The following is a 22,701-nucleotide window of genomic DNA, read 5'->3' as shown; positions in this document are numbered from 1 at the left end:
CTCGTAAGGATGACAAGCCCCGAGTGAGGTGACGCCGTTGAGCACGCGCCCGGCCCTGACCCGCGACCGGATTGTCGAGGCAGCCGTCCGGGTGGCCGACGGCGGCGGCCTCGCGCAGGTGAGCATGCGCAACGTGGGCCGCGAGCTCGGCGTCGAGGCGATGTCGCTCTACCACCACCTCAAGGGCAAGGACGACCTGCTCGACGCCCTGGCGGACTGGATCTTCACCCGCATCGCGCTGCCCGGCCTGGACGATCCCTGGCGACCGGCCATGACGGCGCGGGCGGTGTCGGCGCGCGCGACGCTGGGCGGGCACCCCTGGGCGCTGGGGCTGATCGAGTCGCGGCGCGACGCCGGGCCGGCGCTACTGCGCCACCACGACACCGTGCTGGGCTGCCTGCGCCGCAACGGCTTCTCGGTCGCGCTGGCCGCGCACGCGTTCTCGGCTCTCGACGCCTACGTCTACGGGTTCGTGCTGACCGAGCTGAACCTGCCGTTCGACTCCCCGTCCGGCGCCGAGGAGCTGGCCGTCGACCTGCGGCAGGTGCTGCCCGTGGACGAGTACCCGTACCTGACCGAGATGATCGAGGAGCAGGTGATCGGCCGCGACTACACCTACGGGTCCGAGTTCGGGTACGGCCTCGACCTCGTTCTGGACGGCCTGGCCGACCGGCTGGCTCAGCGGCGCGAGGAGTAGTTCGGCGCCTCGACCGTCATCTGGATGTCGTGCGGGTGCGACTCCTTGAGCCCGGCCGACGTGATGCGGACGAACCTGCCGCGCTCCTGCAGCTCGGTGATGGTGCGCGCGCCGGTGTAGAACATCGACTGCCGCAGCCCGCCGACCAGCTGGTGGGTGACCCCGCCGAGCGGGCCGCGGAACGGCACCTGGCCCTCGATGCCTTCGGGGATGAGCTGGTCGTCGCTGGTGACGTCGGCCTGGAAGTAGCGATCGCGCGAGCCGGTGGTCTCGGCGCCGCGCTTGCGCAGCGCGCCGAGCGAGCCCATGCCGCGGTAGGACTTGAACTGCTTGCCGTTGATGAAGATCAGCTCGCCCGGGCTCTCGGCGACGCCGGCCAGCAGCGAGCCGAGCATGACGGTGTCGGCACCGGCCACGAGCGCCTTGGCGATGTCGCCGGAGTACTGCAGGCCGCCGTCGCCGATGACGGGGATGCCGGCCGGCCGGGCCGCCAGCGACGCCTCGTGGATGGCGGTGACCTGCGGAACTCCGACGCCGGCGACGACGCGGGTGGTGCAGATGGAGCCCGGCCCGATGCCGACCTTGATGCCGTCGGCGCCGGCGTCGACCAGGGCCTGTGCGCCGGCCCGCGTGGCGACGTTGCCGCCGATGACGTCGACGCCGCGGGCGGCGGGGTCGGCCTTGAGCCGGCGGACGATGTCGAGCAGCGCGCTGGTGTGGCCGTGGGCGGTGTCGACGACGAGCACGTCGACGCCGGCCTCGACCAGCGTCATGGCCCGCTCCCACGCGTCGCCGAAGAACCCGACGGCGGCGGCCGCGACCAGCCGTCCTTCGGCGTCCTTGGTGGCGTTGGGGTACTCCTCGGACTTCACGAAGTCCTTGACGGTGATGAGCCCCTTGAGCCGGCCGGCGTCGTCGACCAGTGGCAGCTTCTCGATCTTGTGCTTGGCCAGCAGCGCGAACGCGTCGTCGGACTTGATGCCCACCGGGCCGGTGACCAGCGGCATCCGGGTCATGACCTCGCTGACCCGGCGCTCGTGGAACTCCGCCGACGGGATGAACCGGATGTCGCGGTTGGTGATGATGCCGAGCAGCACGCCGTCGTCGTCGGTGACCGGCAGGCCGGAGATGCGGTACTGCCCGCACATGCGGTCCATCTCGGCCAGCGTGGCCTCGGGGCCGATGGTGACGGGGTCGGTGACCATGCCCGACTCGGACCGCTTCACGAGGTCGACGTGGTGCGCCTGGTCGTTGATGGAGAGGCTGCGGTGCAGGACGCCCAGGCCGCCCTGGCGGGCCATGGCGATGGCCATGCGCGACTCGGTGACGGTGTCCATGGCGCTGGACAGCAGCGGAATGCTGACCGAGACGTTCCGCGAGACCCGCGAGGTGGTGTCGACCTCACTGGGAATGACGTCGGACTCACCGGGCAGCAGCAGGACGTCGTCGAAGGTCAGGGCGAGCGGCGCGAACGAGTCGGGCAGGGCGGACTGGATGGGGTCCATCACACATTCCTGAGTCGGCGTGGGCGGTGCCTCCCATCGTATGGCCGACCCCGAGCGCGGATCCACCGACTCGTTCGCTCCCGCGATCGCTAGGCCGGTGGAATCGGGTGGTTGGCCACGAACAAGCCGCCCGGATCGACGGCCGACCGGACGGCCTGCAGCCGCGGCCACGCCGCCTCGCCGTATCCCGTGCGAGCGTCGGACGGGGTCTCGGTGAAGTTGAGGTACGTCGTTCCGGTCGCGTACGGCGACATCGCGGTCACCAGGTTGCGGGCCTCCGCGCTGCCCTGCGCCGCTTGCTCCGGCGTCGCCGCGATGGTGACCCCGAACTGGAGGAACCGGCCGTCGAGCATGGGCAGGGCGCCCGCGTCCGGATGGGTGCGGGACAAGGCGCCGCCCAGCTGCCGGAGCTCGGCCATGAGCAGCGAGGAACCGGAGTCCGGTCCCGCGGCGGCGATGAAGGCGTCGACGCCCGCCGCGGGCAGGTCGGCCAGCAGCGAGCTGTCCGACACCGCCGGGGTCGGCCCTTCCGGGTCCATGTGCAGTCGCACCAGCGACGCCGACGGCACGGTCGCGAACGTGTCCAGCTCCGGTCCGAGCTCGCGCAGCGGCTCGAGGATCGCGGCGGCGCGCTCGTCGTCCGCGAGCACGGCCCCGTTGATCACGACGAGCTGCCTGCCCCTGACCGGCTCCGGGATCTCCGGGAACGGCGGCAGCTGCAGGATGCGGAACGACGTCGTGACGGCGTCCGGCGCCTCGACGGCCCACTCCGCCCACCGAGGCAGCACACGCGCGGCATGCGTCCAGTCCCACACGAGCATGCCCGCGTACGCGGTGGGGATGGGATAGAGCCGGAACTCCAGCGCGGTGACGACGCCGAAGTTCCCACCCCCGCCGCGAAGCGCCCAGAACAGCTCGGTCTCGTGGCCGGCGTCGGCGCGCACCTGTGACCCGTCCGCCGTCACCAGCTCGACCGCCGTGATGCTGTTGCCCTGCAGGCCCAGTTCGCGTGCGTACCAGCCGAGCCCACCACCGAGGGAGTACCCGGCGATGCCGACATCGGGCGAGGAGCCGTGCAGCGTCGCCAGACCGTACGGGGCCGTGGCCTCGACGGCATCGAGCCACAACGCGCCGGCACCGACCCGGGCGGTCCGGGCGTCGGCGTCGACCGTCACGCCGGTCATGCCGGCCGTGCGCAGCAGGACGACGTCGTCCAGATCGCCGGCGAGCGCACCGGCGTTGTGGCCGGTGCCCTGCGGCGCGACGCGCAGGCCGGCGGCGGCCGCGGCCCGCACGACGGACGCCACCTCGGACGCGTCGGCCGGGTACGCCACGGCCGCGGGCCGCTGGTCGAAGGCGACATTCCACGGCATGCGGGCCACGTCGTAGCCCGGATCGTCGGGCAGATGTACGGCTCCGCACGAGTCGCGCAGCGCCGACGCGTCGGCGAGCGTGGGAAGGGTCGAGTCGAAAGTCATGGAGTCCCCCTGGTGAGTCGCGGGCCGGCCCCCGTCGACCGCCCCTTGGCGACCCATCTCTCAACGCATGCAACCGGACAACCGGGCCGGAAGTCAATGGTGTGGATACCGCACGTCAAGCCAGCCCGTCGCCACGAGCGCGGGCGTATCGACAGGAGACACACACGTGGGAAGAGTCAGGGGGGCACTCGACACGCTGGGCGCCGTGGCGGCGCTGGTGTCCGGGTTCGCGGCGACGGCACCGGCTGCGGCCGGTGAGCCGACGCGGATGGACGACGAGGTCACGTTCGCCTATCTCGAGGCGGCCGACGAAGACCGCGGGCTGGACATCGCGCTGGCCCGGTCGGCCACGACCGGCACCGAGGCGCGGGCGCGGCTCTGGGGTGGGCCGGAGGGCGAGCACCTCGCCGAGGGCAGCGGCACCAGCGACTGGACCGGCTCGACGTTCCGGGCCACGGTCGAGCTGTCCGACGACGACGGCGCGCCGGCCGGCACCGTCACCGTCGCCGGCACGTACACCCTCGCCGGTGACCCGCAGCAGGACGTGCAGAAGTTCAACGACGGCAACATCCGCGTCCACATGGAGCACACGACGACCGCGCTGGCGATCGCCGACGTCACGGTGGCCCTCGACGGCGTGCCGTGGGAGCTGCGGTTCGCCGACGGGTACCACGAGCTCGGCCACCTGTTCGTCACGAACCCGGCGACGTTCGTCGGCCGCGAGGAGTTCGTCGCCTTCGGGGAGCCGAAGGCCGAGAACGCCACCGACTTCTTCCTCGAGGGCGCCCTGGACGACCTCGGCGTCACCTTCGCCTACGCCGACGCCCCGATCCACGCGGCCGGCGCCGTCGACCTGAGGGGCGGCAGCTGGACGGGCACGCTGCGGATGATCGACGAGTCCGGCGAGACGGTCGGCGAGGCGGCGGCCACGGCGACGCTCACCCCGAACGGGCGCACCACGCGGCTGGTCGACCACACCCACGGCGGCGTCGAGCGGTGGACCGTCACGCCGTACCTGCTGACCCTCACCGTCGAGGGCCCGGTCGCCCCCGTGCGGGTGACGATCGAGGTCGCGGACGTGCGGTACGCGCTGCACACCAGCCCGCTCGACGGCTGACCCGGCCCGACGCCGGAGGTGGACCCGCGGTGCCCGGACGGTCGTCGGTCCGGGCACCGCGGACCGGCCGTCACCACCGATGGGCGACGTCGATCACCAGGCGCGACCCGGCGCCGGGCCCGTCCAGCGTGAACGCCCGGAACGGCAGCCGCGCCCGCACACCGAGCCCGATGGTCGTCTGGCCCTCGAAGCTCCCGGCCCACGCGACCTGCCGGAACGTCCGCCAGCCGGACACGGCGACGAGCTCACGCGGATCGGCGGGACGGTAGGTCGGCCGGCCGGCGCTGTCGTGGGCCGGCGCGATCGCGACGACCTCCAGGTAGGCGCCGCCCCGCAGCGGCACCAGCTGCCCCGACCCGTCCATCCGGACCGCCGAGACGTAGCGGACGGAGTAGCCGTCGGCGTCGCCGGCGACGTCGAGGACCAGACGGTCGAAGCAGGTGTGCCGGCCGGCCCGGACATCGACCAGCGGCGCGGTCTCGGTGGCCGCGGCCCGTTCGGGCAGCGACCCCCAGCGGATGCCGCAGTACGGTGCGGCCGATGCGGCCGGCGCGACCATGGAGGCCAGCACGGCGGCCAGCAGTGCGATCAGGACGGCAATGGTGCGTCTCATGACGGTTCCCCCTTGGTGCCCGATGGTGATGACCCTCATGACGCACCACCGGGCAACCGGGTTGCGGGGGGCAGAAACCCTTACAAATGGTGCGGGCTGCTTCCGGGTCGGGTCAGGTCTCGCCGGGTGTGCGGTTCTCCGTGATCATCAACCCGTGGTGCTGCCCCGCCGACTGCCCCGCCGACACACAAGGTCGATGATCATGGTCAAGCACGGCAGCAGGACAGCCTTGAACGGTGCGGACCGCAGGCGCTACGCAGCCGGACGTAGCCGCGGATACGCAGCAGGGCCGACGACGGTGACGGCCGCGGCCCGCGAGGCTGAACGGCATGACGACCACGACGACATCCGAGGCCCGGCCGACGAGGCCGTGGCGGCTGTCCGGCCGGACCCGCAAGGCCGTGCTGGTCACGCACATCCTGTCCGCCGGCACGTGGTTCGGCATGGACATCGTCATGGCGGTGCTCGTCTTCACCGCCGTCGGCACGAGCTCGGAGGAGACGCGCGCCGTCACCTACCAGGCGCTCGAGCTGTTCGCCGTCTGGCCGATGGCGACCGCCGGCCTGGTCTGCCTGGCCAGCGGCGTGCTGCTGGGCCTGGGAGGCAAGTACGGCCTGGTGAGGTACTGGTGGGTGGCGGTGAAGCTGTGCCTCAACGTGCTGCTGTCGACGCTGGTGCTGATCGCGCTGCGCCCGGGCGTACGGGAGGCGGGCGAGCAGGGCCGGCTCCTGCTCGACGGCGGGACGGCCGCACTCCCCGCGCCCGGCGACATGGTCTTCCCGCCGATCGTGTCGACGTCGCTGCTGCTGGTGGCGTTCCTGCTGTCGGTCTTCAAGCCCTGGGGCCGGATCACTCGGGCGCGGACCGGTCGAACACGTGCATGATGTTGCCGGCAGGGTCGCGGAACGACACGGAGCGCCCACCCGGCACGTCGTTGGGCTCACCGACCCACTCGAACGAGTCGTGCTCCTTCATGAACATCTCGACGTCGCCCACCGCGTAGAACGGACCGGTGCGCCACCTCGGCCCGTCGTCCGGCGGCACGGAGAGCATCAGCTGGACCTCGGATCCGGGCAGTTGGAAGACGACTGTGCCGTCGCCCTCTCGCCAGGACTCGTCCAGGCCGAGCTCGTCCCGGTAGAACCGCAGCGCCACCTCGAGATCCGGCACGGACACGTAGACGAAGGTGAGCTTCATGTCCTCAGACCGTAACGACATTACGTCTCGCCGTCAACGTGTTACGGTGAGGAGCATGCAGGAGTGGATCCCGGTACCCGGGTCTGCGAAGGCCCGGCTCATCGAAGCCGCCATGCACCACTTCGAGCAGGCGGGCTTCGAGGCGGCCACCGTCAGCGAGCTGGCGTCGAAGGCCGGCGTCACCACGGGCTCGCTCTACCACCACTTCGGCTCGAAGCTCGGGCTCTACACCGTCGTCCGCCACGACCTCGAGAAGCGCATCACCGACCGCATGGAGGGCGCCGCTGAGACCGTCGGCGGCCCGGGACGCGACGCGGCGCGGGCCGCACTGCTGGTCGCGTTCGACGCGACGGTGCGCTTCGGCGTCTGCCGGCTGCTGGGCGAGACCGCGCCGGCCGATCACCCTGACCGCGTCCGCGCCACGCTCGCCGGCCTGCTGCCCGACGGCGTCGGCCTCGCCTCGGTCCTGCTGGTCGCGGCCTGGCGCTCGGCGCTGCTCGAGGTGGCCGACGGCACCCCGGCGGCCACCGTCCGGGCCGCGCTGGAGTTCGCGCTGGACTGACGGCGTTAGAGCAGCGCCGACAGCCGGCTCAGCCGCTCGACGGCGTCGTGCAGGACCTCGTCGCGCTTGCAGAACGCGAACCGGACCAGCGACGGCGCCGCCGTCGGGTCGGAGTAGAACACCGACACCGGGACCGCGGCGACGCCGACGAGCTCGGGCAGCCGCTGGCAGAGCTCGACGCCGTCGGCGAACCCGAGGGGCGCGGCGTCGGCGATGGCGAAGTACGTGCCGCGCGGCACCGACACCGCGAACCCGGCCGCGCGCAGCCCCTCGACCAGCAGGTCGCGCTTGGCCTGCAGCCCGCCGGCCAGCGCGGCGTAGAAGTCGTCGCCGAGGCCGAGGCCGGTCGCGACCGCCGGCTGGAACGGCCCGGCGCTGACGAAGGTGAGGAACTGCTTGACGGCGCGCGCGGCGGCGACCAGCTCGGCCGTGCCGTGCAGCCAGCCGACCTTCCAGCCGGTGACCGAGAACGTCTTGCCGGCCGACGAGATGGTGACCGTGCGCTCGGCCATGCCCGGCAGCGTCGCGATCGGGACGTGGACGCCGTCGTCGAAGACCTGGTGCTCGTAGACCTCGTCGGTGACGACGACGGCGTCGTGCTCGCGCGCCAGCCGGGCGATGAGCTCGAGCTCGGCCCGGTCGAACACCTTGCCGGTCGGGTTCTGTGGCGTGTTCACCAGCACGACCCGGGTGCGCCACCCGAACGCCGCCCGCAGTCGGGTCTCGTCGAGCGCGAAGTCGGGCCAGCGCAGCGTGACGGTGCGCTTGACGGCGCCGGCCAGCGCGATGGACGCGGCGTAGCAGTCGTAGACGGGGTCGAACGTGACGACCTCGTCGCCCGGCTCGCACAGCGCCATGATCGTCGCCACGATGGCCTCGGTGGCGCCGGCGGTGACGAGCACCTCGGTGTCGGGGTCGACGTCGAGGCCGTAGAACCGCTTCTGGTGCTGGGCCACCGCCTCGCGCAGCACCGGCATGCCGGGACCGGGCGGGTACTGGTTCAGCCCGCCGCGAATGGCGGCCGTCGCGGTGTCGAGGATGACGTCGGGGCCGTCGGTGTCCGGGAAGCCCTGCCCGAGGTTGATCGCGCCGGTTCGGGTGGCGAGCGCCGTGATCTCGGCGAAGATGGTCGACGTGAACGGACGCATCCGCTCGACGAGCGCGGGTCGGCGTGCTGGCACGGATTCACGGTACTCGCGCCGCGGGCAGCGGCTCGCGGCGCAGCCGAGGCGCGAGATCCGGCACGTCGTCGTCGACACCGACTGCGGCATCGACGACGCGCTGGCCCTGCTGTACCTGGCCGGGCGGCCGCGCGACTGCGAGCTCGCCGCCGTCACGACGGTGCACGGCAACGCGCCCGTCGAGGCCGTCGTGGCGAACGTCGGGCACGTGCTCGGGCTGGCCGGACCGCCGGACGTGCCGGTCGCCGTCGGCGCCGGTGGTCCCATGGACGGCTCGCGGCGCGCCGCCTCGGGAACGCACGGGTCCGACGGGCTGGGCGACCTCGTCGCGGCCAAGACGCCGCCGCGCGCCGCCGTCGGCGAGGCCGCCGCGCGATACCTGGCCGGGCTGGCGCGCGGCCGGCCGGGCCACTACGACCTGCTGACGCTGGGCCCGCTGACCAACGTCGCACTGGCACTGGAGCTCGAGCCCGAGCTGCTGACGCTGTTCCGGTCGGTGCTGGTCATGGGGGGTTCCGCCGGCGACACGAACGTCCGCCACGACCCCGGGGCGGCCCGCCGCGTGCTGGCGGCGCCCAGGACCCGGCTGCTCCACCTCGGCGTGGACGTCACCTCGACGGTGGTCGCCGACGACGAGGCCGTGCGTCGGCTACGTGCGGCCGGAACCGCGCGGGGCGAGTTCGCCGCCGCCCTCGTCGAGCGCTACATCGACGCCTACGAGGGCCGGTGGGGCCGCCGGGCCGCGCCGGTGCACGACGCCCTGGCCGCCGCGCTGCTGTTGCGACCGGCCTGGATCACCGCCGCCCGCACGGAACCGCCGGCCGGCACCGTCGTCGTCACCGATGTCGACCGCGAGGCGTTCGTCGCCGATCTCCTCCGTACGCTCGCATTGGATTTTTGATAAAAGTGAGCCCGGAGGGATGATTTCCGCGCGTCCGGCTGCTTAAGATGGCAGGAGCCCCGGAGCACCGCTTGTGCTCTGATGCGTCTGCCCGGTCAGTGGGCAGCTGGTTCGGCGGTCGCCTTGCACCGTCTCCCACGAACCCTGCCTTCGCATGTGGAGACCACTGTGGCGCTATCACCCACCCCACCGTTGCGCGCTGCCCTGATGGCCGCCGCGGCCGGCGCGCTCATCCTGGCCGGCTGCGGTTCCGATGACGGATCCGGCGACGACGCGACCGAGGCGGCGTCGACGTCGACGGCCGGATCCGGCGAGTTCGAGCCGGTCACCGTCGACAACTGCGGTTTCGAGGTCACCGTCGACAGCCCGCCGGAGCGCGTCGTCACCATCAAGTCGACGTCGACGGAGATGATGCTCGCCCTCGGCCTGGCCGACCGGCTGGTCGGCACGGCGTTCGCCGACGGCCCGGTGCCGGACGAGTATGCGTCCGACCTCGACGGCGTCCCCGTGCTGTCCGACAACGTCCCCGGCCAGGAGGCCCTCCTCGACGTCGAGCCCGACTTCGTCTACGGCGGCTGGGAGAGCAACTTCGGCGCCGACACCGCCGGCGAGCGGCCGTCGCTGGCCGACTTCGGCATCACCACGTACGTGTCGCCGGCGGCCTGCCAGGAACCGGCCTACCAGCCCAACCCGATGACCTTCGACGAGCTGTTCGCCGAGATCCACGAGGTCGCCTCGTTCTTCGGCGCCACCGAGGCCGCCGACACGCTGGTCGCCGAGCAGCAGGCGCTGCTCGACCAGGTCGACGCGCCCGGCGAGGGCCTGACGGCGCTCTGGTACTCCTCGGGTGAGGACGCGCCGTTCGTCGGTGGCGACATCGGCGCGCCGGCCATGATGATGCGCGAGCTCGGCGTCGAGAACGTCTTCGCCGACGTCGAGGCGAGCTGGTCGAACGTCAGCTGGGAGCAGATCATCGACCGGAACCCCGACGTGATCATCCTCGTCGACGCCGCCTGGAACACCGCCGACAGCAAGATCGAGCGGCTGACGAACAACCCCGCGACCGCCGCGCTGCCCGCCGTCGCCGAGGAGCGGTACCTGACGCTGCCGTTCCCGGCCGCCGAGGCCGGCGTCCGCAACGCGCAGGCCGTCGTCGACCTCGCCGCGCAGCTGGAGGAGCTGGGACTGTGACGACGACGGCGGCAGCTCCCGCGACCGCGCCGGGCGGCGCTTCGGCGCCTCCGGTCCGGCACGGGGTGCGCACGACGGCCTGGATCGTGGCGATGGCGGCGGTGCTCGCGGCGTCGATCACGCTGGCCGTCACCATCGGCTCGGCCGACCTGCACCCGCTCGACGTCTGGCGCTCCATCGGCGACCACCTCGGGCTGTCCTCGTCGTCGCTGTCGCAGCTGCGCGACGGCATCGTGTGGGAGTTGCGGCTGCCGCGGGTGCTGACGGCGGCCGCCGTCGGCGCCGCGCTGGCGATCTGCGGCGCCGTCATGCAGACCCTGACCCGCAACCCGCTCGCCGACCCGTACCTGCTGGGGCTGTCGTCCGGCGCGTCGGTGGGCGCGGTGGCCGTACTCATCCTCGGGGTCGGCCGGCTGGGGCTGCCAGTGGCCGCGTTCGCCGGCGCGCTGCTCGCCCTGCTGGTGACGTTGGCGCTGGCCAACCGGCGCGGCGAGCTGGCGCCGACGCGGACGGTGCTGGCCGGGCTCGCGGTGTCGTACCTGTGTTCCGCCGCGACGTCGTTCATCATCTTCTGGTCCGCGACGGGCGACTCCTACCGCGAGATCCTCAGCTGGCTGCTGGGGTCGCTCGGCGGGGCCTCCTGGGCCGACGCGGCCATCGTCTGGGTCGCCGTCGCCGCCGTCGGGGCGGTGCTGGTGTCGCGGAGCCGGACGCTCGACGCGTTCGCGTTCGGCGACAGCACGGCGCTGTCCCTGGGCATCGAGGTCAACCGGACCCGATGGGTGCTGCTGACGCTGGTCGCGCTGCTCACGGGTGCCGCCGTCGCCGTCAGCGGCGCCATCGGCTTCGTCGGGCTCATGCTCCCGCACGCCGTCCGGTTCGTCGTCGGCTCGGGGCACCGCCGCGTGCTGCCGCTGTCGGCGCTGGCCGGCGCGAGCTTCATGATCTGGGCCGACACGCTGGCCCGCACCCTGTTCGACCCGCGCGAGCTGCCGGTGGGCGTCGTCACCGCCTTCCTCGGCGCTCCCGCGTTCGCCGTCCTGCTACGCCGCCGGAGGGTAGGCCGATGACCGTTCTCGACACTCCCGTTCTGCGCGTTCCGACCGCCGCGTCGGACGCGCCCTCGCTGTCGGTGGCCGGGGTCTCCTGGTCCGCCGACGGCCGCCTCATCGTCGACGGCGTCGGCCTGTCGGTCCCGCCGGGCACGATGACCGGCCTGCTGGGGCCGAACGGCTCCGGCAAGTCCAGCCTGCTGCGGACGGTGGCGGGCACCCACCGCCCCGACGGCGGGCGCATCCTGCTGGGCGGCTCGGACCTGGGCACGATGAGAAGGCGCGACCGCGCCCGCCGCGTCGCCGTCGTCGAGCAGGAGTCGACGACGGACGTGCCGCTGCAGGTCCTCGACGTGGTCCTGCTGGGCCGGACGCCGCATCGGGCTTCCGCTTCGGACGAGGCGCTGGCGCTGGCCGCGCTCGAGACCGTCGGCATGCACGACCTCGCCGACCGCGACTGGCACACCCTGTCCGGCGGCGAGCGGCAGCGGGTGCACCTCGCCCGCGCGATCACCCAGCAGCCGGAGCTGCTGCTGCTCGACGAGCCGACCAACCACCTCGACATCCACTACCAGCTGGCGCTGCTGACGCACGTCCGGTCGCTGGGGGTGACGACGCTGGCGGCTCTGCACGACCTCAACCTGGCGGCCGCCTACTGCGACCAGGTGGTGGTGCTCGCGGGCGGCCGGGTGGCGGCCGCCGGCGCGCCGTCCGAGGTGCTGGTCCCAGAGGTGGTGCGCACGGTCTTCGGCGTCGACGCCGACATCCACCTCAGTCCCCGCACCGGCCGGCCGGTGCTGACGTTCTCGCCGCTCTGACCGCTGGGCGCTCGGCACGCTGACGGTGCCCTCTTGGCTCGCTGAAGGCGACCGATGGCGCCCGGACCGCAGCCGTGGTGGAGCGCTTCAGCGCGCCGAGCCCCTGCGCCGGGCCCCGGTCGAGCTCGCCCTGGTCGGCCTCGGCCTCCATCATCGTGAGCAGTTCGGCCCGCAGGGCCGGTTCGCCGACCACGGCGGGACCGGGGCTGACGCCGTCGTCGCTCAGGCGGTGAGGTGGGGGAGCACCTCGCGGCCGAAGACGTCGATCCAGGTGCGCTGGTCGGGGCCGGCATCGTGCAGGTAGACGTGGGTGGCGCCGACGTCGAGGTAGCGCTGGATCTCTTTGCGGTGCACCTCGAGGTCGGCGGAGATGGTGACCCGGCCCTCGAAGTCCTCGACCCGGACCATGCGCGCGATCTGGTCGAAGTCGTAGGGCGAGCGGATGTCGGCCTTCGAGAACCGCATGGCGCCGTTGGGCCACTCGCGCAGTGCCTGGGCTGCCGCCTCGGCGGGGTCGGGCGCCCACGAGAGGTGCACCTGCACGATCTTCGCCAGCGTCGACGGGTCCTTGCCGGCCGACCGGGCGCCCTCGTCGAACCGGCCGAAGAGAGCCGCGACCTTGTCCGGCGTGCTGGCGACGGTGATCATGCCATCGCAGGAGGCGCCGGCCCGGCGTGCGGTGATCGGCCCCGACGTCGCGATGTAGACGGGCGGCGGCGCGTCCGGCATGGTCCACAGCCGGGTGCGCTCGAGGGTGAAGAACCGGCCGTCGTGGCGGACGTCGCGGCCGGTGAAGAGCTTCTGGATGATCTCGACCGCCTCGAACATGCGGGCGATCCGCTGCGGCGCCTCGGGCCAGTATCCGCCGACGACGTGCTCGCTGATGGCCTCGCCGGACCCGATGCCCAGCCAGTGCCGGCCCGGGTACAGCTGCTCCAGCGTGGCCGCCGCCTGGGCGACGACGGCGGGATGCCACCGGAACGACGGGCAGGTCGCGCCCACGCCGACCGAGCCACGGGTGCGCTCGGCCATGGCCGTCATGACGTTCCAGACGAACCCGGCCTGTCCCTGCTGCGGCGTCCACGGCTGGAAGTGGTCGTCGGCCATGACGCCGCCGAAGCCGGCGGCCTCGGCCGCCACCGCCAGCTGCACCACCTCGGAGGGCGCGAACCGCTCCAGCATCGCCGCGTAGCCGACCCGTGCCCGGCTCATCGTGCCCCCTTCTCGACGTCAGGGACACTCATCGTACGAGGTCAGCGCTGCAACTCGTCGAGGGGCAGGTGGACTAGCGGGTCGTCGGCGGCGTCGCCGGCGGCCAGCGCGGCGATCTCGGCGGCCGATGCGGCACGGCCGAGCAGCCAGACGTCGTCGAGGTCGCCGAGGAGCTGGTTGGCGCCGTCGGGCCGCTGCCCGAGGTGGACGCCGACGGCGGCATCGGTGGTGACCGAGCCGGCGAGCGGCGCGCCCGACGCGACGAGAGCGCCGTCGACGTACAGCGCGAGCCCGCCGGCGCCGCGCACGAGCGCGACGTGGTGCCAGGCGCCGTCGGCGAACGAGCCGGGCGCGACCAGCGTCCCCGTACCGAGCGAGGTGTCGACCAGCGCGCGGATCCGGTTGCTCCCCGGCTCCAGCCGGACCCACCACTGGTCCCGCCCGCTGCCGGAGTTGTACGCCCACAGAAGCGCCTGGTCGGCCGCGACGTCGGTGCGGAACCAGCCGGCCGCGGTGAACGGCCCGTCGCCGACGTCCAGCCGCGCACTGCGCGGCACCGCCACGTGGTCACCGGCCGCCGCCAGCCGCAGCGCACCGCCGACGGCGCCGTCGGCCACCACCGTCGGCGCCCCGCCCACCACCGCGTCCTCGCCACTCTCCGAGGTGTCCGGAGTCGTCACCACCGGCGCCAGCCCGCGGTCCAGCGCGGCGAACGGCACGCGGGCGAAGGTGATGCGCTCGTAGGTGCCGGTGTCGCCGTTCTCGTAGAGCACGCCGAGCGTCCGGCCGCCGGCCTCGACCAGGTCCGAGTACGCCGCCGGCCCGTCGTGCAGGACCGGCCCGCCGGTCCACGTCGCCCCGGCGTCGGAGCTGTACCGCAGCTGCAGCGTCCGCCGCGCCGTCGGGTTCGACGGTCCCGCGTAGACCAGCCGGTCGCCGGCCCGCGGCAGCCGCAGCACCGAGCCCTGCACCACCGGCGTGACGATGTCCGGCTCCAGCGCGAACGGCGCGTCGAACGTCTCGCCGCCGTCGCTGCTGGTGGTCGTCGCCCGGGTGCCGATGCCGGTGCCGTTCTGGTCGCGGGCGTTGAAGTAGAGCGTGCCGTCGGCGAGCTCGGTGACGGTGTTCTCGTTCGGGTTCACGACGCCGGTCAGCGGGGTGTCGATGTCGCCGATCTGCCAGGTCAGGCCGCCGTCGTCGCTGTAGAGGGAGTGCGCGCCGTAGTACTTCGCCTCCTGCCCGCTGTCGGCCGAGCCGGGCGCCGGGCTGGTCGAGTGGTTCGCCGGTGCGACCAGCCGGCCGCGGTGCTCGCCGTGCTCGAGCGCGATGGCGTGCACCGGACCGGTCGCGTACCAGCGCCACTCGGGCAGCTTGGTCGCGGCGGTGAGGTCGCGCGCGGGCGACCAGCTGGCGCCGTCGTCGCTGCTGCGCTGGACGAACACGCGGCGGCTCTGCTCCGGCGTGACCTCGCCGCGCATGATCTCCGCCTCGGTGGCGTCACCGGCGTTGTGGGTGCTGAGCAGGACGATGTCGCCGCTGGCGGGGTCGACGACCGGCGTGGGGTTGCCGAAGACGTTGAGGCCGTTGTCGCCGACCACCTGCAGCGGTCCCCACGTGCGGCCGTTGTCGTGCGAGCGGCGCAGCACCAGGTCGATGTCGCCGGTGTCGCCCCCGCCGCCGACCCGGCCCTCGGCGAACGCGAGCAGCGTGCCGGCCTCGGAGCGGACGATCGCGGGGATGCGGAAGGTGTCGTAGCCCTCGGTGCCGGACTCGAAGACGACCGTCTGCCGGACGGGTGGCGCCGCTTCGGCTGGGGCGTGAGCTGCGAGGACACCGGCCGGAGGGGCGAGAGTGAGGCCGATGGCGACGGCGACGGGCAGGCGCATGGAGGTCCTCCTTCGTCGGGAAGATCCATCCCACATCACATATGGGATATGTGTCAAGAACGTTGACGAACAGTGACGATTTTGGTCGGATATCCGATATGACGGACCTCACGCGACGGTCAGCACTCACCCTGGCAGCGGCGGCCGGCCCGATCGGCTGGGCAGTCTCATCGACGACGGCGTCAGCCTCGGCCCTGGTGGAGGGCCCGGCCGGCGGCGCCACCTGGACGCGACTCCCCGACGTCCCCGCGAACACCACCGACTGGCACGAGGCGATCCCGGTCGGCGAGCCGTACTGGACCCAGCTCGGGCTGGCCGGGCCGGTCGCCGGTGCGCACGGCGACCACCTGATCGTCGCCGGCGGGGCCAACTTTCCGGAGCCCGCGCTGACCGCGACCAGGGAGAACACGCTCGGCAAGGTGTACTGGACCGACGCGTTCGTGTACTCGCGGCGGACGGGCCGCTGGCGGGCGGCGGGGCAGCTGCCGGACGCCATCGGCTACGCGGCGACGCTGAGCACCGGCGACGGCGTGCTGGTCATCGGCGGCGAGGGCTACCGCGGCGGGCCCGGCGGCACGCTGCAGCGGCCGGCGCAGAAGTTCGCCGACGTGTTCGTGCTGCGCTGGGACGCGCGGCGGTCACGGCTCGAACGCACCGACCTGCCGCCGCTGCCCCGGCCGATGTCCTACGGCGTCGCCGGCGTCGTCGACGGGGTCGTGTACGTCGCGGAGGGCGGCGACTTCTACGGCCTGGACCTGGAACGGCCGGGTCGCGGCTGGGAGACGCTGCCGCGCTGGCCGGGCGAGCCGCGCACCGTCGCCGTCGGCGCCGCCCAGGACGGCCGGTTCTTCCTGCTCAGCGGCCGGGCCCGGCACCCGGACACGTCCTGGACCTTCCACCGCGACGCGTACGCCTACTCGCCGCGACGCCGGCGCTGGGACCGGATCGCCGACCTCCCGTGGTGCGTGACGGCCGGCCTCGCCCACCCCGCCGGCCGGACCGGGCTGGTCGTCGTGGGCGGCGACAAGGACATCGACCGCTGGAACCTCATCGAGCACCATGTGGCGCTGCGGGCCGCCGCACCGCCCGGGTCGGCGGAGTGGCAGCGGCAGAACGACATCGTGACCTGGATCTACGACCACCACACCGGCTTCAACGGAGAACTGCTGCGCTACGACACGAGGCGTGACCGCTGGAGCGTCGACGGCTGGTTCCCCGGCCCGCCGCCGGCCACCACGCCCGCCGTGAACTGGGACGGCGACCTGGTCGTCGCGAGCGGCGAGGTCGGCCCCGGCATCCGCACCCCCCGCGTCTGGCAGGCGGAGTTCTGAAAGGACGCACGACGGGGCCGGCTCGCACCGACGATCCCGGCGAGCCCCGGCGCGTTCCTGTTGCGGTTGCGCGCCGGGGCACCTTCGTCCTCGCCGGACGGTCAGGCGGTCAGGTAGCCGACGGCGTAGGCGGCGAGCCAGTGCTCGACCATGTAGTCGCCACCGGCCACGTAGGGCAGGCCGGCCTCGGCGTGGACCGCGGCGGACGCCGTCAGCGCACCCGCGGCCGCATCGCCGGCCGGCAGTGCGCCCGCCACCGCGATCATCGACCAGGCACGGCTGAGGTTCAGCCCGGCCAGGTGCGCCAACTGCCCGTCCGACGGGTCCGAGACGGTGACCGGCGCGAACAGCTGCACCGGCGACGACGACGCCGCGCCGGGCAGGAACCGGCCGAACCACACGCCGAACTCGTCAGCGGGCAGCACCCGCGCCACCAGCTCCGCCTCGGCCAGCGCCGGGGACAGGAAGTCGCTGCCGGACGGTTCGTAGTGGGCCGGATAGTCCGTGTCGCCGAGGTACCAGCGGCGGACGGCGGCGCCGATCGCGGCCCGCAGCTCGCCATCGGCAGCCAGCGCCCAGTCGTAGGAGCGCAGCAGCCCGAACGCCGAGTTCGGGTGCAGCCCGCCGCGCACCGGATAGGTCTGCGCCGGCAGCCAGCCGAGGAGGTTCGCCGTCAGCACGTCCGCCAGCGGCCGCACCGCGTCGCCCCACGCGCGCCCGTCCGCGTCGGCGGACCACAGGGACAGCTCGTGCGCCAGCGTCAGCAGCCAGCCCCAGCCGTAGGGCCGCTCGCGGGTGCGGCCGATCCCGGACTCGAAGAACTCGGCCTCCCGCAGGAGATGAGCGGGGGTCAGGTGCGCCCCCAGCGCCTCCCGCGCCGCGGCGGCCGGCGTCGGCGGCAGCGCGTCACCCGCCAGCCGCAGCAGCCGCACCAGGACCCAGTGCATCTCGACCGCCGAGTGCCAGTCCAGCGAGCCGTAGAACGCCGGGTGCTGGTCGCGGTGCTGCGGGTACGGCCCCGGCTCGACGGCGTAGACCATCGGCAGGTGCGGGTACTCGCGATCGATGCAGGCCAGCGCCGTCCGGGCATACACAGCGGCGTTCTGCTCCAGCAACGAGAACCGACCGCTCACCCGGCCGCGCCCTCCGGGTCGAGCGGCGCGCCGTCGCCCTCGGCCGGCAGGTCGCCGCGCTCCACCGGCCCGCCGCCGTCACCGCCGTCAGCGGGCATCGATGCGAACAAGGCGGCCAGCTCCTCCGACGACGGCGGGTGCGCGCCGGCCACGGCGGCCCGCAGGGCGTCCTCGTCCACCACCCCCGCCGGCGCGGTCAGCGTCACCGCGACACCGTCGTGCACGGCGACGCACTCCTGCTGCTCGCCGGAGACGCCGCAGCCGGTGGAGGTCGCGCCACGCGGATCGGTGGTGAGCATCACGACGCCGCCCTCCGCCGACACGTACGCCGTGCTGAACCCGGCGTCGCCGGACACGCCGACCGACTGCGACACCGGCTCGAACCCGTCCAGCGCGACCGCGTAGACGACGTCAGGGTCGACACCGATCGCGGCCGCCCGCGAGGCCAGCTCGTCGGCGTCGGCCGCCGCCGACCCGCACGCGGCCACCGTCACCACACCCAGCGGAACGACCCAGCGCAACACCTTCATGCCGGCCATGCTCTCAAGCGAACGGCCCGGGCCCCCACGCAGGGGACCCGGGCCGCCGTCGAACGATGAGACAGAACCTCAGTGGCCGTGACCGTGGCCGTGGCCACCCTCGGCCACCGGCTCCTCGGGCTTCTCGGCCACGAGGACCTCGGTGGTGAGCAGCAGGCTGGCGATCGACGCCGCGTTGGCGACCGCGGAGCGGGTCACCTTGACGGGGTCGAGGACGCCCTGGGCGATGAGGTCGCCGTACTCGCCGGTGGCCGCGTTGTAACCGTGGCCGGGCGTGCCGTTCTCGACGTTGGCCACGATGACGTAGCCGTTCTCGCCGGCGTTCTCGGCGATCCACCGCAGCGGCTCGACCAGCGCGCCGCGCACGATGGCGGCACCGGTGGCCTCGTCGCCGGACAGGTCCAGCGCGTCGATGGCCGACCGGGCGTGCACCAGGGCGGCGCCGCCGCCGGAGACGATGCCCTCCTCGATGGCCGCGCGCGTCGCCGACACGGCGTCCTCGATGCGGTGCTTGCGCTCCTTCAGCTCGACCTCGGTGGCCGCGCCGACCTTGATGACGCCGACGCCGCCGGCCAGCTTGGCCAGCCGCTCCTGCAGCTTCTCGCGGTCCCAGTCGGAGTCGGTGTTCTCGATCTCCGCCCGGATCTGCGTGATGCGGCCGTCGATGTCGGCCTGCGCGCCGCCGCCGTCGACGACGGTGGTGTCGTCCTTCTTGATGACGACGCGGCGGGCGGTGCCGAGCACCTCGAGGCCGACCTGGTCGAGCTTGAGGCCCAGCTCTTCGGCGACGACCTGACCGCCGGTGAGGACGGCGAGGTCCTGCAGGATCGCCTTGCGGCGATCGCCGAAGCCCGGCGCCTTGACGGCGACCGAGGTGAACGTGCCGCGGATCTTGTTGACGACGAGCGTCGACAGCGCCTCGCCCTCGACGTCCTCGGCGACGATCAGCAGCGGCTTGCCGGCCTGGACGACCTTCTCGAGCAGCGGCAGCAGGTCGCTCACCGACGAGATCTTGGCCTGGTGGATCAGGATGTAGGCGTCCTCGAGGACGGCCTCCTGACGCTCCGCGTCGGTGACGAAGTACGGGCTGAGGTAGCCCTTGTCGAACTGCATGCCCTCGGTGAACTCGAGCTCGGTACCGAAGGTCTGCGACTCGTCGACGGTGATGACGCCGTCCTTGCCGACCTTGTCGAACGCGTCGGCGATGACCTCGCCGATGGTCGGGTCCTGGGCGGAGATGGCGGCGACCGCGGCGATCTCGGACTTCTCGTCGACCGGGCGGGCCGACTCGACCAGCCGGGCGCGAACGGCCTCGACGGCGAGGTCGATGCCGCGCTTGATGCCGAGCGGCGAGGCGCCGGCGGCCACGGACTTCAGGCCGCGGTGCACCATGGCCTGCGCGAGCACCGTCGCCGTCGTGGTGCCGTCACCGGCGACGTCGTTGGTCTTCGTGGCGACTTCCTTGGCGAGCTGGGCGCCGAGGTTCTCGTGCGGGTCCTCCAGCTCCACCTCGCGAGCGATGGTGACGCCGTCGTTCGTGATGGTGGGAGAACCGAACTTCTTGTCGAGGACGACGTTGCGGCCCTTGGGGCCGAGCGTCACCTTGACGGTGTTCGCGAGGGCGTCGACACCGCGCTCCAGGCGCCGGCGGGCGTCCTCGTCGAACTCGAGGATCTTGGGCATGAGGAACCGGTCCCTTTCGGAGGGTCGTGCTGAACGAACGTGAAAAACGCCCCGACCCGAGCCGGCGGCGAAGCCGAGTCGGGTCAGGGCGTCAGCGCGTCACTTCTGGACGATCGCCAGAACGTCGCGGCCGGAGAGGATGAGCAGCTCCTCGCCGCCGTACTTCACCTCGGTGCCGCCGTACTTCGAGTAGAGCACCACGTCGCCGACCTTCACGTCGAGGGGGATGCGCTTCTCGCCCTCGTCGTCCCAGCGGCCCTCGCCGACGGCGACGACCTCACCCTCTTGGGGCTTCTCCTTGGCGGTGTCAGGGATGACGAGCCCGGACGCCGTGGTCTGCTCCGCTTCGAGCGGCTTGACCACGATACGGTCCTCGAGTGGCTTGATGGAGACCGACACTTGTCTGACCTCCCCTTTCGCGGGATGTCACGAATGCTTCTGGTGGACCGGCCGCATGCCGCCGTCGTCGCGGGTGCCGGCGACTCGACCGTTGGCACTCTCCAGTGGAGGGTGCCAACGCCCAACTTAGCACTCGGTCTTGGAGAGTGCCAGCCCCGCGGCCGGCTGCGACGTCCCGTGCTGAGGAGGGACCCGCAGGGGAACGGGGAACAGCGCCGGGGGTGAGAGGCTGAGCGCCGTGCAGACGGCCACGTTCGAGGCGCTCCTGACTCCGGCCGGCGCCGCGCTCCTCGCCGAGGCGACGGCGGCGTACGGGCGCGAGGACGAGTTCGCGCTCGGCACCCGGCTGCGCCGCTCGCACCCGGGCGAGCTGGTGGCCGCGGCGCTGACCCAGGCCCGGCTGCGCGCCCGCGCCGCAGACAAGTTCGAGCCGGCCGACGCCGCCCGGATGTTCTTCACCGTCGACGGCTACGAGCAGGCGACCCGAGTGGCGGTGGCCCGGCACCGCGCGAGCCGTCTCGCCGCCGCCTCGGGCGCCGGTGCGGCCGTGGCCGACCTCTGCTGCGGCATCGGCGGCGACCTGGTCGAGCTGGCCCGCGCGGGACTGGCGGTGACGGGGGTCGAGGCGGATCCGCTGACGGCGGCCATGGCGGCGGCGAACGTGGCCGCCCTGGAGCTGACGGACGCCGCCCGGGTCGAGTGCGGCGACGCGACGGCGGTCGACCGGACGGCGTTCGCGGCGGTCGTGTGCGACCCGGCCCGGCGCGGCAGCCGCGGCCGCGTCTTCGACCCCGGCGCCTACCGGCCGCCCTGGCCGTTCGTGCTGGAGCTGCTGGCGGCGACGGCGTGTGTGAAGGTCGCCCCCGGCATTCCGCACGACCTGCTGCCCGGCGGCGTCGAGGCCGAGTGGGTGTCCGAGCGGGGCGAGGTGAAGGAGGCCGCGCTCTGGTCCGGCGGACTGGCGCCCGGCGGGGTCCAGCGGCGGGCGACGCTGCTGCCGTCGGGCGCGACGCTGACCGACCGCGACGACCCCGGGCCGGTGGTGCGCCCGCTCGGCGGCTTCCTCTACGAGCCCGACGGCGCCGTCATCAGGGCCGGGTTGGTCACGGCGGCGGCCGCGCTCGTGGGCGGCGGCCTCGTCGACCCGTCGATCGCGTACGTGACCGCGGACGACGCCGTCGCCACCCCGTTCGCCCGCGGCTACCGCGTCGTCGACACGCTGCCCTACGACGTGAAGACGCTGCGCAGGTACGTCCGCGAGCAGGGCATCGGGATCCTCACCGTGAAGAAGCGCGGCGTCGGGGTCGAGCCGGAGAAGCTGCGCGCCGCCGTCCGGCCGCAGGGTGACGCCGTCGCCACCTTCGTCGTGACGCGCGTGGCCGGGAAGGCGACCGTCATCGTCGCCGAGCCGCTGCCGCAGGGGGTCTGACAGACTCGGCCGTCATGGCGGGTAGGCAGAGCGCGGGGATCCTCCTGCACCGGGACGGCGCCGGCGGCGTCGAGGTGCTGCTGGGGCACATGGGCGGGCCGTTCTGGGCGACGAAGGACGCCGGCGCGTGGTCGCTGCCGAAGGGCGAGTACGACGACGCCGAGACGCCCGAGGACGCGGCCCGGCGCGAGTTCACCGAGGAGCTCGGCCTCCCGGTGCCCGACGGCGACCTGGTCGAGCTGGGGACGGTGCGGCAGTCCGGCGGCAAGACGGTCACGGCCTGGGCTCTGCGCGGCGACCTCGACCCGGCCGCGGTCGTGCCCGGGACGTTCGCGCTGGAGTGGCCGCCGCGGTCCGGGCGGCTACAGGAGTTCCCCGAGGTCGACCGGGTGGAGTGGTTCCCGCTCGACGTCGCCCGCGAGAAGATCGTCAAGGCGCAGGCCGCGTTCCTGGATCGCCTCGCCGCCACCCTCTCCCCTCCCCCGGAATGACCACGTTCACCACCCGACTCCCTGCCCCACGAGGCCTGCAGACCTCGTGATGCGCCGGCGATCCTCGTGATGCACACGTCACAGGGATCGCCCGGGCATCACGAGGATGGTCCGCGCATCACCAGGTCTGGAAAGCTGCTGTGGCACCGAATCGGGTGGTGAACGACGCTCCTATGTGGTCAAGGCGGCGAGGTCTGCGGTGAGGATGGGGTGGAGTTCGCGGGCGATGTAGCGCTTGAGGCAGCGGCGGATGTCGCGGGGTGTGAGGCCTTCGGTGGTGCGGCGT

22 protein-coding genes are annotated in these 22,701 nt (G+C 73.1%); 11 read left to right on the top strand and 11 right to left on the bottom strand.

Annotated features, from left to right (window positions below; all coding sequences use genetic code 11):
* The first annotated feature begins 37 nt into the window (after positions 1-37).
* Positions 38-697: a TetR/AcrR family transcriptional regulator gene (locus tag E1212_RS19010; RefSeq protein WP_131985307.1), complete on the top strand. Its 660-nt coding sequence runs from the start codon at positions 38-40 to the stop codon at positions 695-697.
* Here E1212_RS19010 and guaB read toward each other — a convergent pair.
* Together guaB and E1212_RS19000 are read right to left on the bottom strand one after the other, a co-directional pair.
* The gene (gene guaB, locus E1212_RS19005; RefSeq protein ID WP_131985305.1) at positions 679-2,202 is read right to left on the bottom strand and encodes an IMP dehydrogenase; all 1,524 of its coding nucleotides are present in this window, start codon (positions 2,200-2,202) and stop codon (positions 679-681) included. The genes E1212_RS19010 and guaB overlap by 19 nt on opposite strands.
* Positions 2,203-2,291: 89 nt before the next feature.
* Positions 2,292-3,680 carry an FAD-binding oxidoreductase gene (locus tag E1212_RS19000; RefSeq protein WP_131985303.1) on the bottom strand — a complete coding sequence of 463 codons (1,389 nt, stop codon included), beginning with the start codon at positions 3,678-3,680 and terminating at the stop codon, positions 2,292-2,294.
* Between the two features lie 166 nt (positions 3,681-3,846).
* On the opposite strand from E1212_RS19000, the gene E1212_RS18995 reads away from it, so the two are divergent.
* Positions 3,847-4,797 (top strand): hypothetical protein, encoded by a 951-nt coding sequence (locus E1212_RS18995; RefSeq protein WP_131985301.1) that lies wholly within the window; start codon positions 3,847-3,849, stop codon positions 4,795-4,797.
* 70 nt (positions 4,798-4,867) lie between these two features.
* On the opposite strand, the gene E1212_RS18990 is transcribed toward E1212_RS18995, so the two are convergent.
* Positions 4,868-5,410, bottom strand: a complete 543-nt coding sequence (locus tag E1212_RS18990; protein WP_131985299.1) for an AMIN-like domain-containing (lipo)protein — start codon at positions 5,408-5,410, stop codon at positions 4,868-4,870.
* 329 nt (positions 5,411-5,739) lie between these two features.
* On the opposite strand from E1212_RS18990, the gene E1212_RS18985 reads away from it, so the two are divergent.
* Entirely contained in the window at positions 5,740-6,294 is a 555-nt protein-coding gene (locus E1212_RS18985; protein WP_131985297.1) for a hypothetical protein, read from the top strand.
* Here the strand turns inward: E1212_RS18985 and E1212_RS18980 are convergent.
* Complete coding sequence (locus tag E1212_RS18980) at positions 6,260-6,607, bottom strand: VOC family protein (protein WP_162605545.1); 348 nt, start codon at positions 6,605-6,607, stop codon at positions 6,260-6,262. The genes E1212_RS18985 and E1212_RS18980 overlap by 35 nt on opposite strands.
* Before the next feature lie 55 nt (positions 6,608-6,662).
* Between E1212_RS18980 and E1212_RS18975 the strand changes: the two genes are divergently transcribed.
* On the top strand, positions 6,663-7,169 hold the full coding sequence (locus tag E1212_RS18975; RefSeq protein ID WP_131985293.1) for a TetR/AcrR family transcriptional regulator: 507 nt from the start codon (positions 6,663-6,665) through the stop codon (positions 7,167-7,169).
* A gap of 5 nt (positions 7,170-7,174) precedes the next feature.
* On the opposite strand, the gene E1212_RS18970 is transcribed toward E1212_RS18975, so the two are convergent.
* Positions 7,175-8,317: a pyridoxal phosphate-dependent aminotransferase gene (locus E1212_RS18970; protein ID WP_420814397.1), complete on the bottom strand. Its 1,143-nt coding sequence runs from the start codon at positions 8,315-8,317 to the stop codon at positions 7,175-7,177.
* On the opposite strand from E1212_RS18970, the gene E1212_RS30525 reads away from it, so the two are divergent.
* From E1212_RS30525 to E1212_RS18950, 4 genes are all read left to right on the top strand, one after another.
* Positions 8,304-9,251: a nucleoside hydrolase gene (locus E1212_RS30525; RefSeq protein ID WP_162605544.1), complete on the top strand. Its 948-nt coding sequence runs from the start codon at positions 8,304-8,306 to the stop codon at positions 9,249-9,251. The genes E1212_RS18970 and E1212_RS30525 overlap by 14 nt on opposite strands.
* 207 nt (positions 9,252-9,458) lie before the next feature.
* Complete coding sequence (locus E1212_RS18960; RefSeq protein ID WP_131985346.1) at positions 9,459-10,442, top strand: putative F420-0 ABC transporter substrate-binding protein; 984 nt, start codon at positions 9,459-9,461, stop codon at positions 10,440-10,442.
* A 92-nt stretch (positions 10,443-10,534) separates the two neighbouring features.
* Positions 10,535-11,512, top strand: a complete 978-nt coding sequence (locus tag E1212_RS18955) for a putative F420-0 ABC transporter permease subunit (RefSeq protein ID WP_131985344.1) — start codon at positions 10,535-10,537, stop codon at positions 11,510-11,512.
* A complete protein-coding gene (locus E1212_RS18950; RefSeq protein WP_131985287.1) occupies positions 11,509-12,312 on the top strand; it encodes an ABC transporter ATP-binding protein in 804 nt (267 codons plus the stop codon). Before E1212_RS18955 ends, E1212_RS18950 begins: the two co-directional genes overlap by 4 nt.
* A 222-nt stretch (positions 12,313-12,534) precedes the next feature.
* Here E1212_RS18950 and E1212_RS18945 read toward each other — a convergent pair whose 3' ends face one another.
* Positions 12,535-13,524: a TIGR03557 family F420-dependent LLM class oxidoreductase gene (locus tag E1212_RS18945; RefSeq protein WP_131985285.1), complete on the bottom strand. Its 990-nt coding sequence runs from the start codon at positions 13,522-13,524 to the stop codon at positions 12,535-12,537.
* 41 nt (positions 13,525-13,565) lie between these two features.
* Positions 13,566-15,410: a sialidase family protein gene (locus E1212_RS29555; protein ID WP_203417004.1), complete on the bottom strand. Its 1,845-nt coding sequence runs from the start codon at positions 15,408-15,410 to the stop codon at positions 13,566-13,568.
* Between the two features lie 197 nt (positions 15,411-15,607).
* Here E1212_RS29555 and E1212_RS18935 point away from each other — a divergent pair, with 197 nt between their 5' ends.
* Positions 15,608-16,741, top strand: a complete 1,134-nt coding sequence (locus tag E1212_RS18935) for a galactose oxidase (protein WP_131985283.1) — start codon at positions 15,608-15,610, stop codon at positions 16,739-16,741.
* Between the two features lie 101 nt (positions 16,742-16,842).
* Here the strand turns inward: E1212_RS18935 and E1212_RS18930 are convergent, their stop codons facing one another.
* From E1212_RS18930 to groES, 4 genes are all read right to left on the bottom strand, one after another.
* Complete coding sequence (locus E1212_RS18930; RefSeq protein WP_131985281.1) at positions 16,843-17,874, bottom strand: DUF2891 domain-containing protein; 1,032 nt, start codon at positions 17,872-17,874, stop codon at positions 16,843-16,845.
* Positions 17,871-18,404 carry a hypothetical protein gene (locus tag E1212_RS18925; RefSeq protein WP_131985279.1) on the bottom strand — a complete coding sequence of 178 codons (534 nt, stop codon included), beginning with the start codon at positions 18,402-18,404 and terminating at the stop codon, positions 17,871-17,873. Before E1212_RS18925 ends, E1212_RS18930 begins: the two co-directional genes overlap by 4 nt.
* 78 nt (positions 18,405-18,482) lie before the next feature.
* Positions 18,483-20,096 (bottom strand): chaperonin GroEL, encoded by a 1,614-nt coding sequence (gene groL / locus E1212_RS18920; RefSeq protein ID WP_131985278.1) that lies wholly within the window; start codon positions 20,094-20,096, stop codon positions 18,483-18,485.
* Positions 20,097-20,195: 99 nt separating this feature from the next.
* The gene (groES, locus tag E1212_RS18915; RefSeq protein WP_111255010.1) at positions 20,196-20,495 is read right to left on the bottom strand and encodes a co-chaperone GroES; all 300 of its coding nucleotides are present in this window, start codon (positions 20,493-20,495) and stop codon (positions 20,196-20,198) included.
* Positions 20,496-20,733: 238 nt separating this feature from the next.
* On the opposite strand from groES, the gene E1212_RS18910 reads away from it, so the two are divergent.
* Both E1212_RS18910 and E1212_RS18905 read left to right on the top strand, forming a co-directional pair.
* Positions 20,734-21,924 carry a class I SAM-dependent methyltransferase gene (locus E1212_RS18910; protein ID WP_131985276.1) on the top strand — a complete coding sequence of 397 codons (1,191 nt, stop codon included), beginning with the start codon at positions 20,734-20,736 and terminating at the stop codon, positions 21,922-21,924.
* A gap of 14 nt (positions 21,925-21,938) precedes the next feature.
* A complete protein-coding gene (locus E1212_RS18905; RefSeq protein ID WP_131985274.1) occupies positions 21,939-22,415 on the top strand; it encodes an NUDIX hydrolase in 477 nt (158 codons plus the stop codon).
* Positions 22,416-22,701: the final 286 nt, after the last annotated feature.

The organism is Jiangella ureilytica, assembly GCF_004348545.1.
Lineage (GTDB): Bacteria > Actinomycetota > Actinomycetes > Jiangellales > Jiangellaceae > Jiangella > Jiangella ureilytica.
This window is presented reverse-complemented; position numbering and strand designations above follow the sequence as displayed.

What these genes read in the sequence shown, in the direction of transcription:
- E1212_RS18975 (WP_131985293.1), top strand. Translation starts at nt 6,663, where the DNA reads ATGCAGGAGTGGATCCCGGTACCCGGGTCTGCGAAGGCCCGGCTCATC.
- E1212_RS18980 (WP_162605545.1), bottom strand. Translation starts at nt 6,607, where the DNA reads ATGAAGCTCACCTTCGTCTACGTGTCCGTGCCGGATCTCGAGGTGGCG.
- E1212_RS18945 (WP_131985285.1), bottom strand. Translation starts at nt 13,524, where the DNA reads ATGAGCCGGGCACGGGTCGGCTACGCGGCGATGCTGGAGCGGTTCGCG.
- E1212_RS18990 (WP_131985299.1), bottom strand. Translation starts at nt 5,410, where the DNA reads ATGAGACGCACCATTGCCGTCCTGATCGCACTGCTGGCCGCCGTGCTG.
- E1212_RS18925 (WP_131985279.1), bottom strand. Translation starts at nt 18,404, where the DNA reads ATGAAGGTGTTGCGCTGGGTCGTTCCGCTGGGTGTGGTGACGGTGGCC.
- E1212_RS18960 (WP_131985346.1), top strand. Translation starts at nt 9,459, where the DNA reads ATGGCCGCCGCGGCCGGCGCGCTCATCCTGGCCGGCTGCGGTTCCGAT.
- E1212_RS29555 (WP_203417004.1), bottom strand. Translation starts at nt 15,410, where the DNA reads ATGCGCCTGCCCGTCGCCGTCGCCATCGGCCTCACTCTCGCCCCTCCG.
- groL (WP_131985278.1), bottom strand. Translation starts at nt 20,096, where the DNA reads ATGCCCAAGATCCTCGAGTTCGACGAGGACGCCCGCCGGCGCCTGGAG.
- E1212_RS18950 (WP_131985287.1), top strand. Translation starts at nt 11,509, where the DNA reads ATGACCGTTCTCGACACTCCCGTTCTGCGCGTTCCGACCGCCGCGTCG.
- E1212_RS18905 (WP_131985274.1), top strand. Translation starts at nt 21,939, where the DNA reads ATGGCGGGTAGGCAGAGCGCGGGGATCCTCCTGCACCGGGACGGCGCC.
- E1212_RS18985 (WP_131985297.1), top strand. Translation starts at nt 5,740, where the DNA reads ATGACGACCACGACGACATCCGAGGCCCGGCCGACGAGGCCGTGGCGG.
- E1212_RS18970 (WP_420814397.1), bottom strand. Translation starts at nt 8,317, where the DNA reads ATGCGTCCGTTCACGTCGACCATCTTCGCCGAGATCACGGCGCTCGCC.
- E1212_RS18955 (WP_131985344.1), top strand. Translation starts at nt 10,535, where the DNA reads ATGGCGGCGGTGCTCGCGGCGTCGATCACGCTGGCCGTCACCATCGGC.
- E1212_RS19000 (WP_131985303.1), bottom strand. Translation starts at nt 3,680, where the DNA reads ATGACTTTCGACTCGACCCTTCCCACGCTCGCCGACGCGTCGGCGCTG.
- guaB (WP_131985305.1), bottom strand. Translation starts at nt 2,202, where the DNA reads ATGGACCCCATCCAGTCCGCCCTGCCCGACTCGTTCGCGCCGCTCGCC.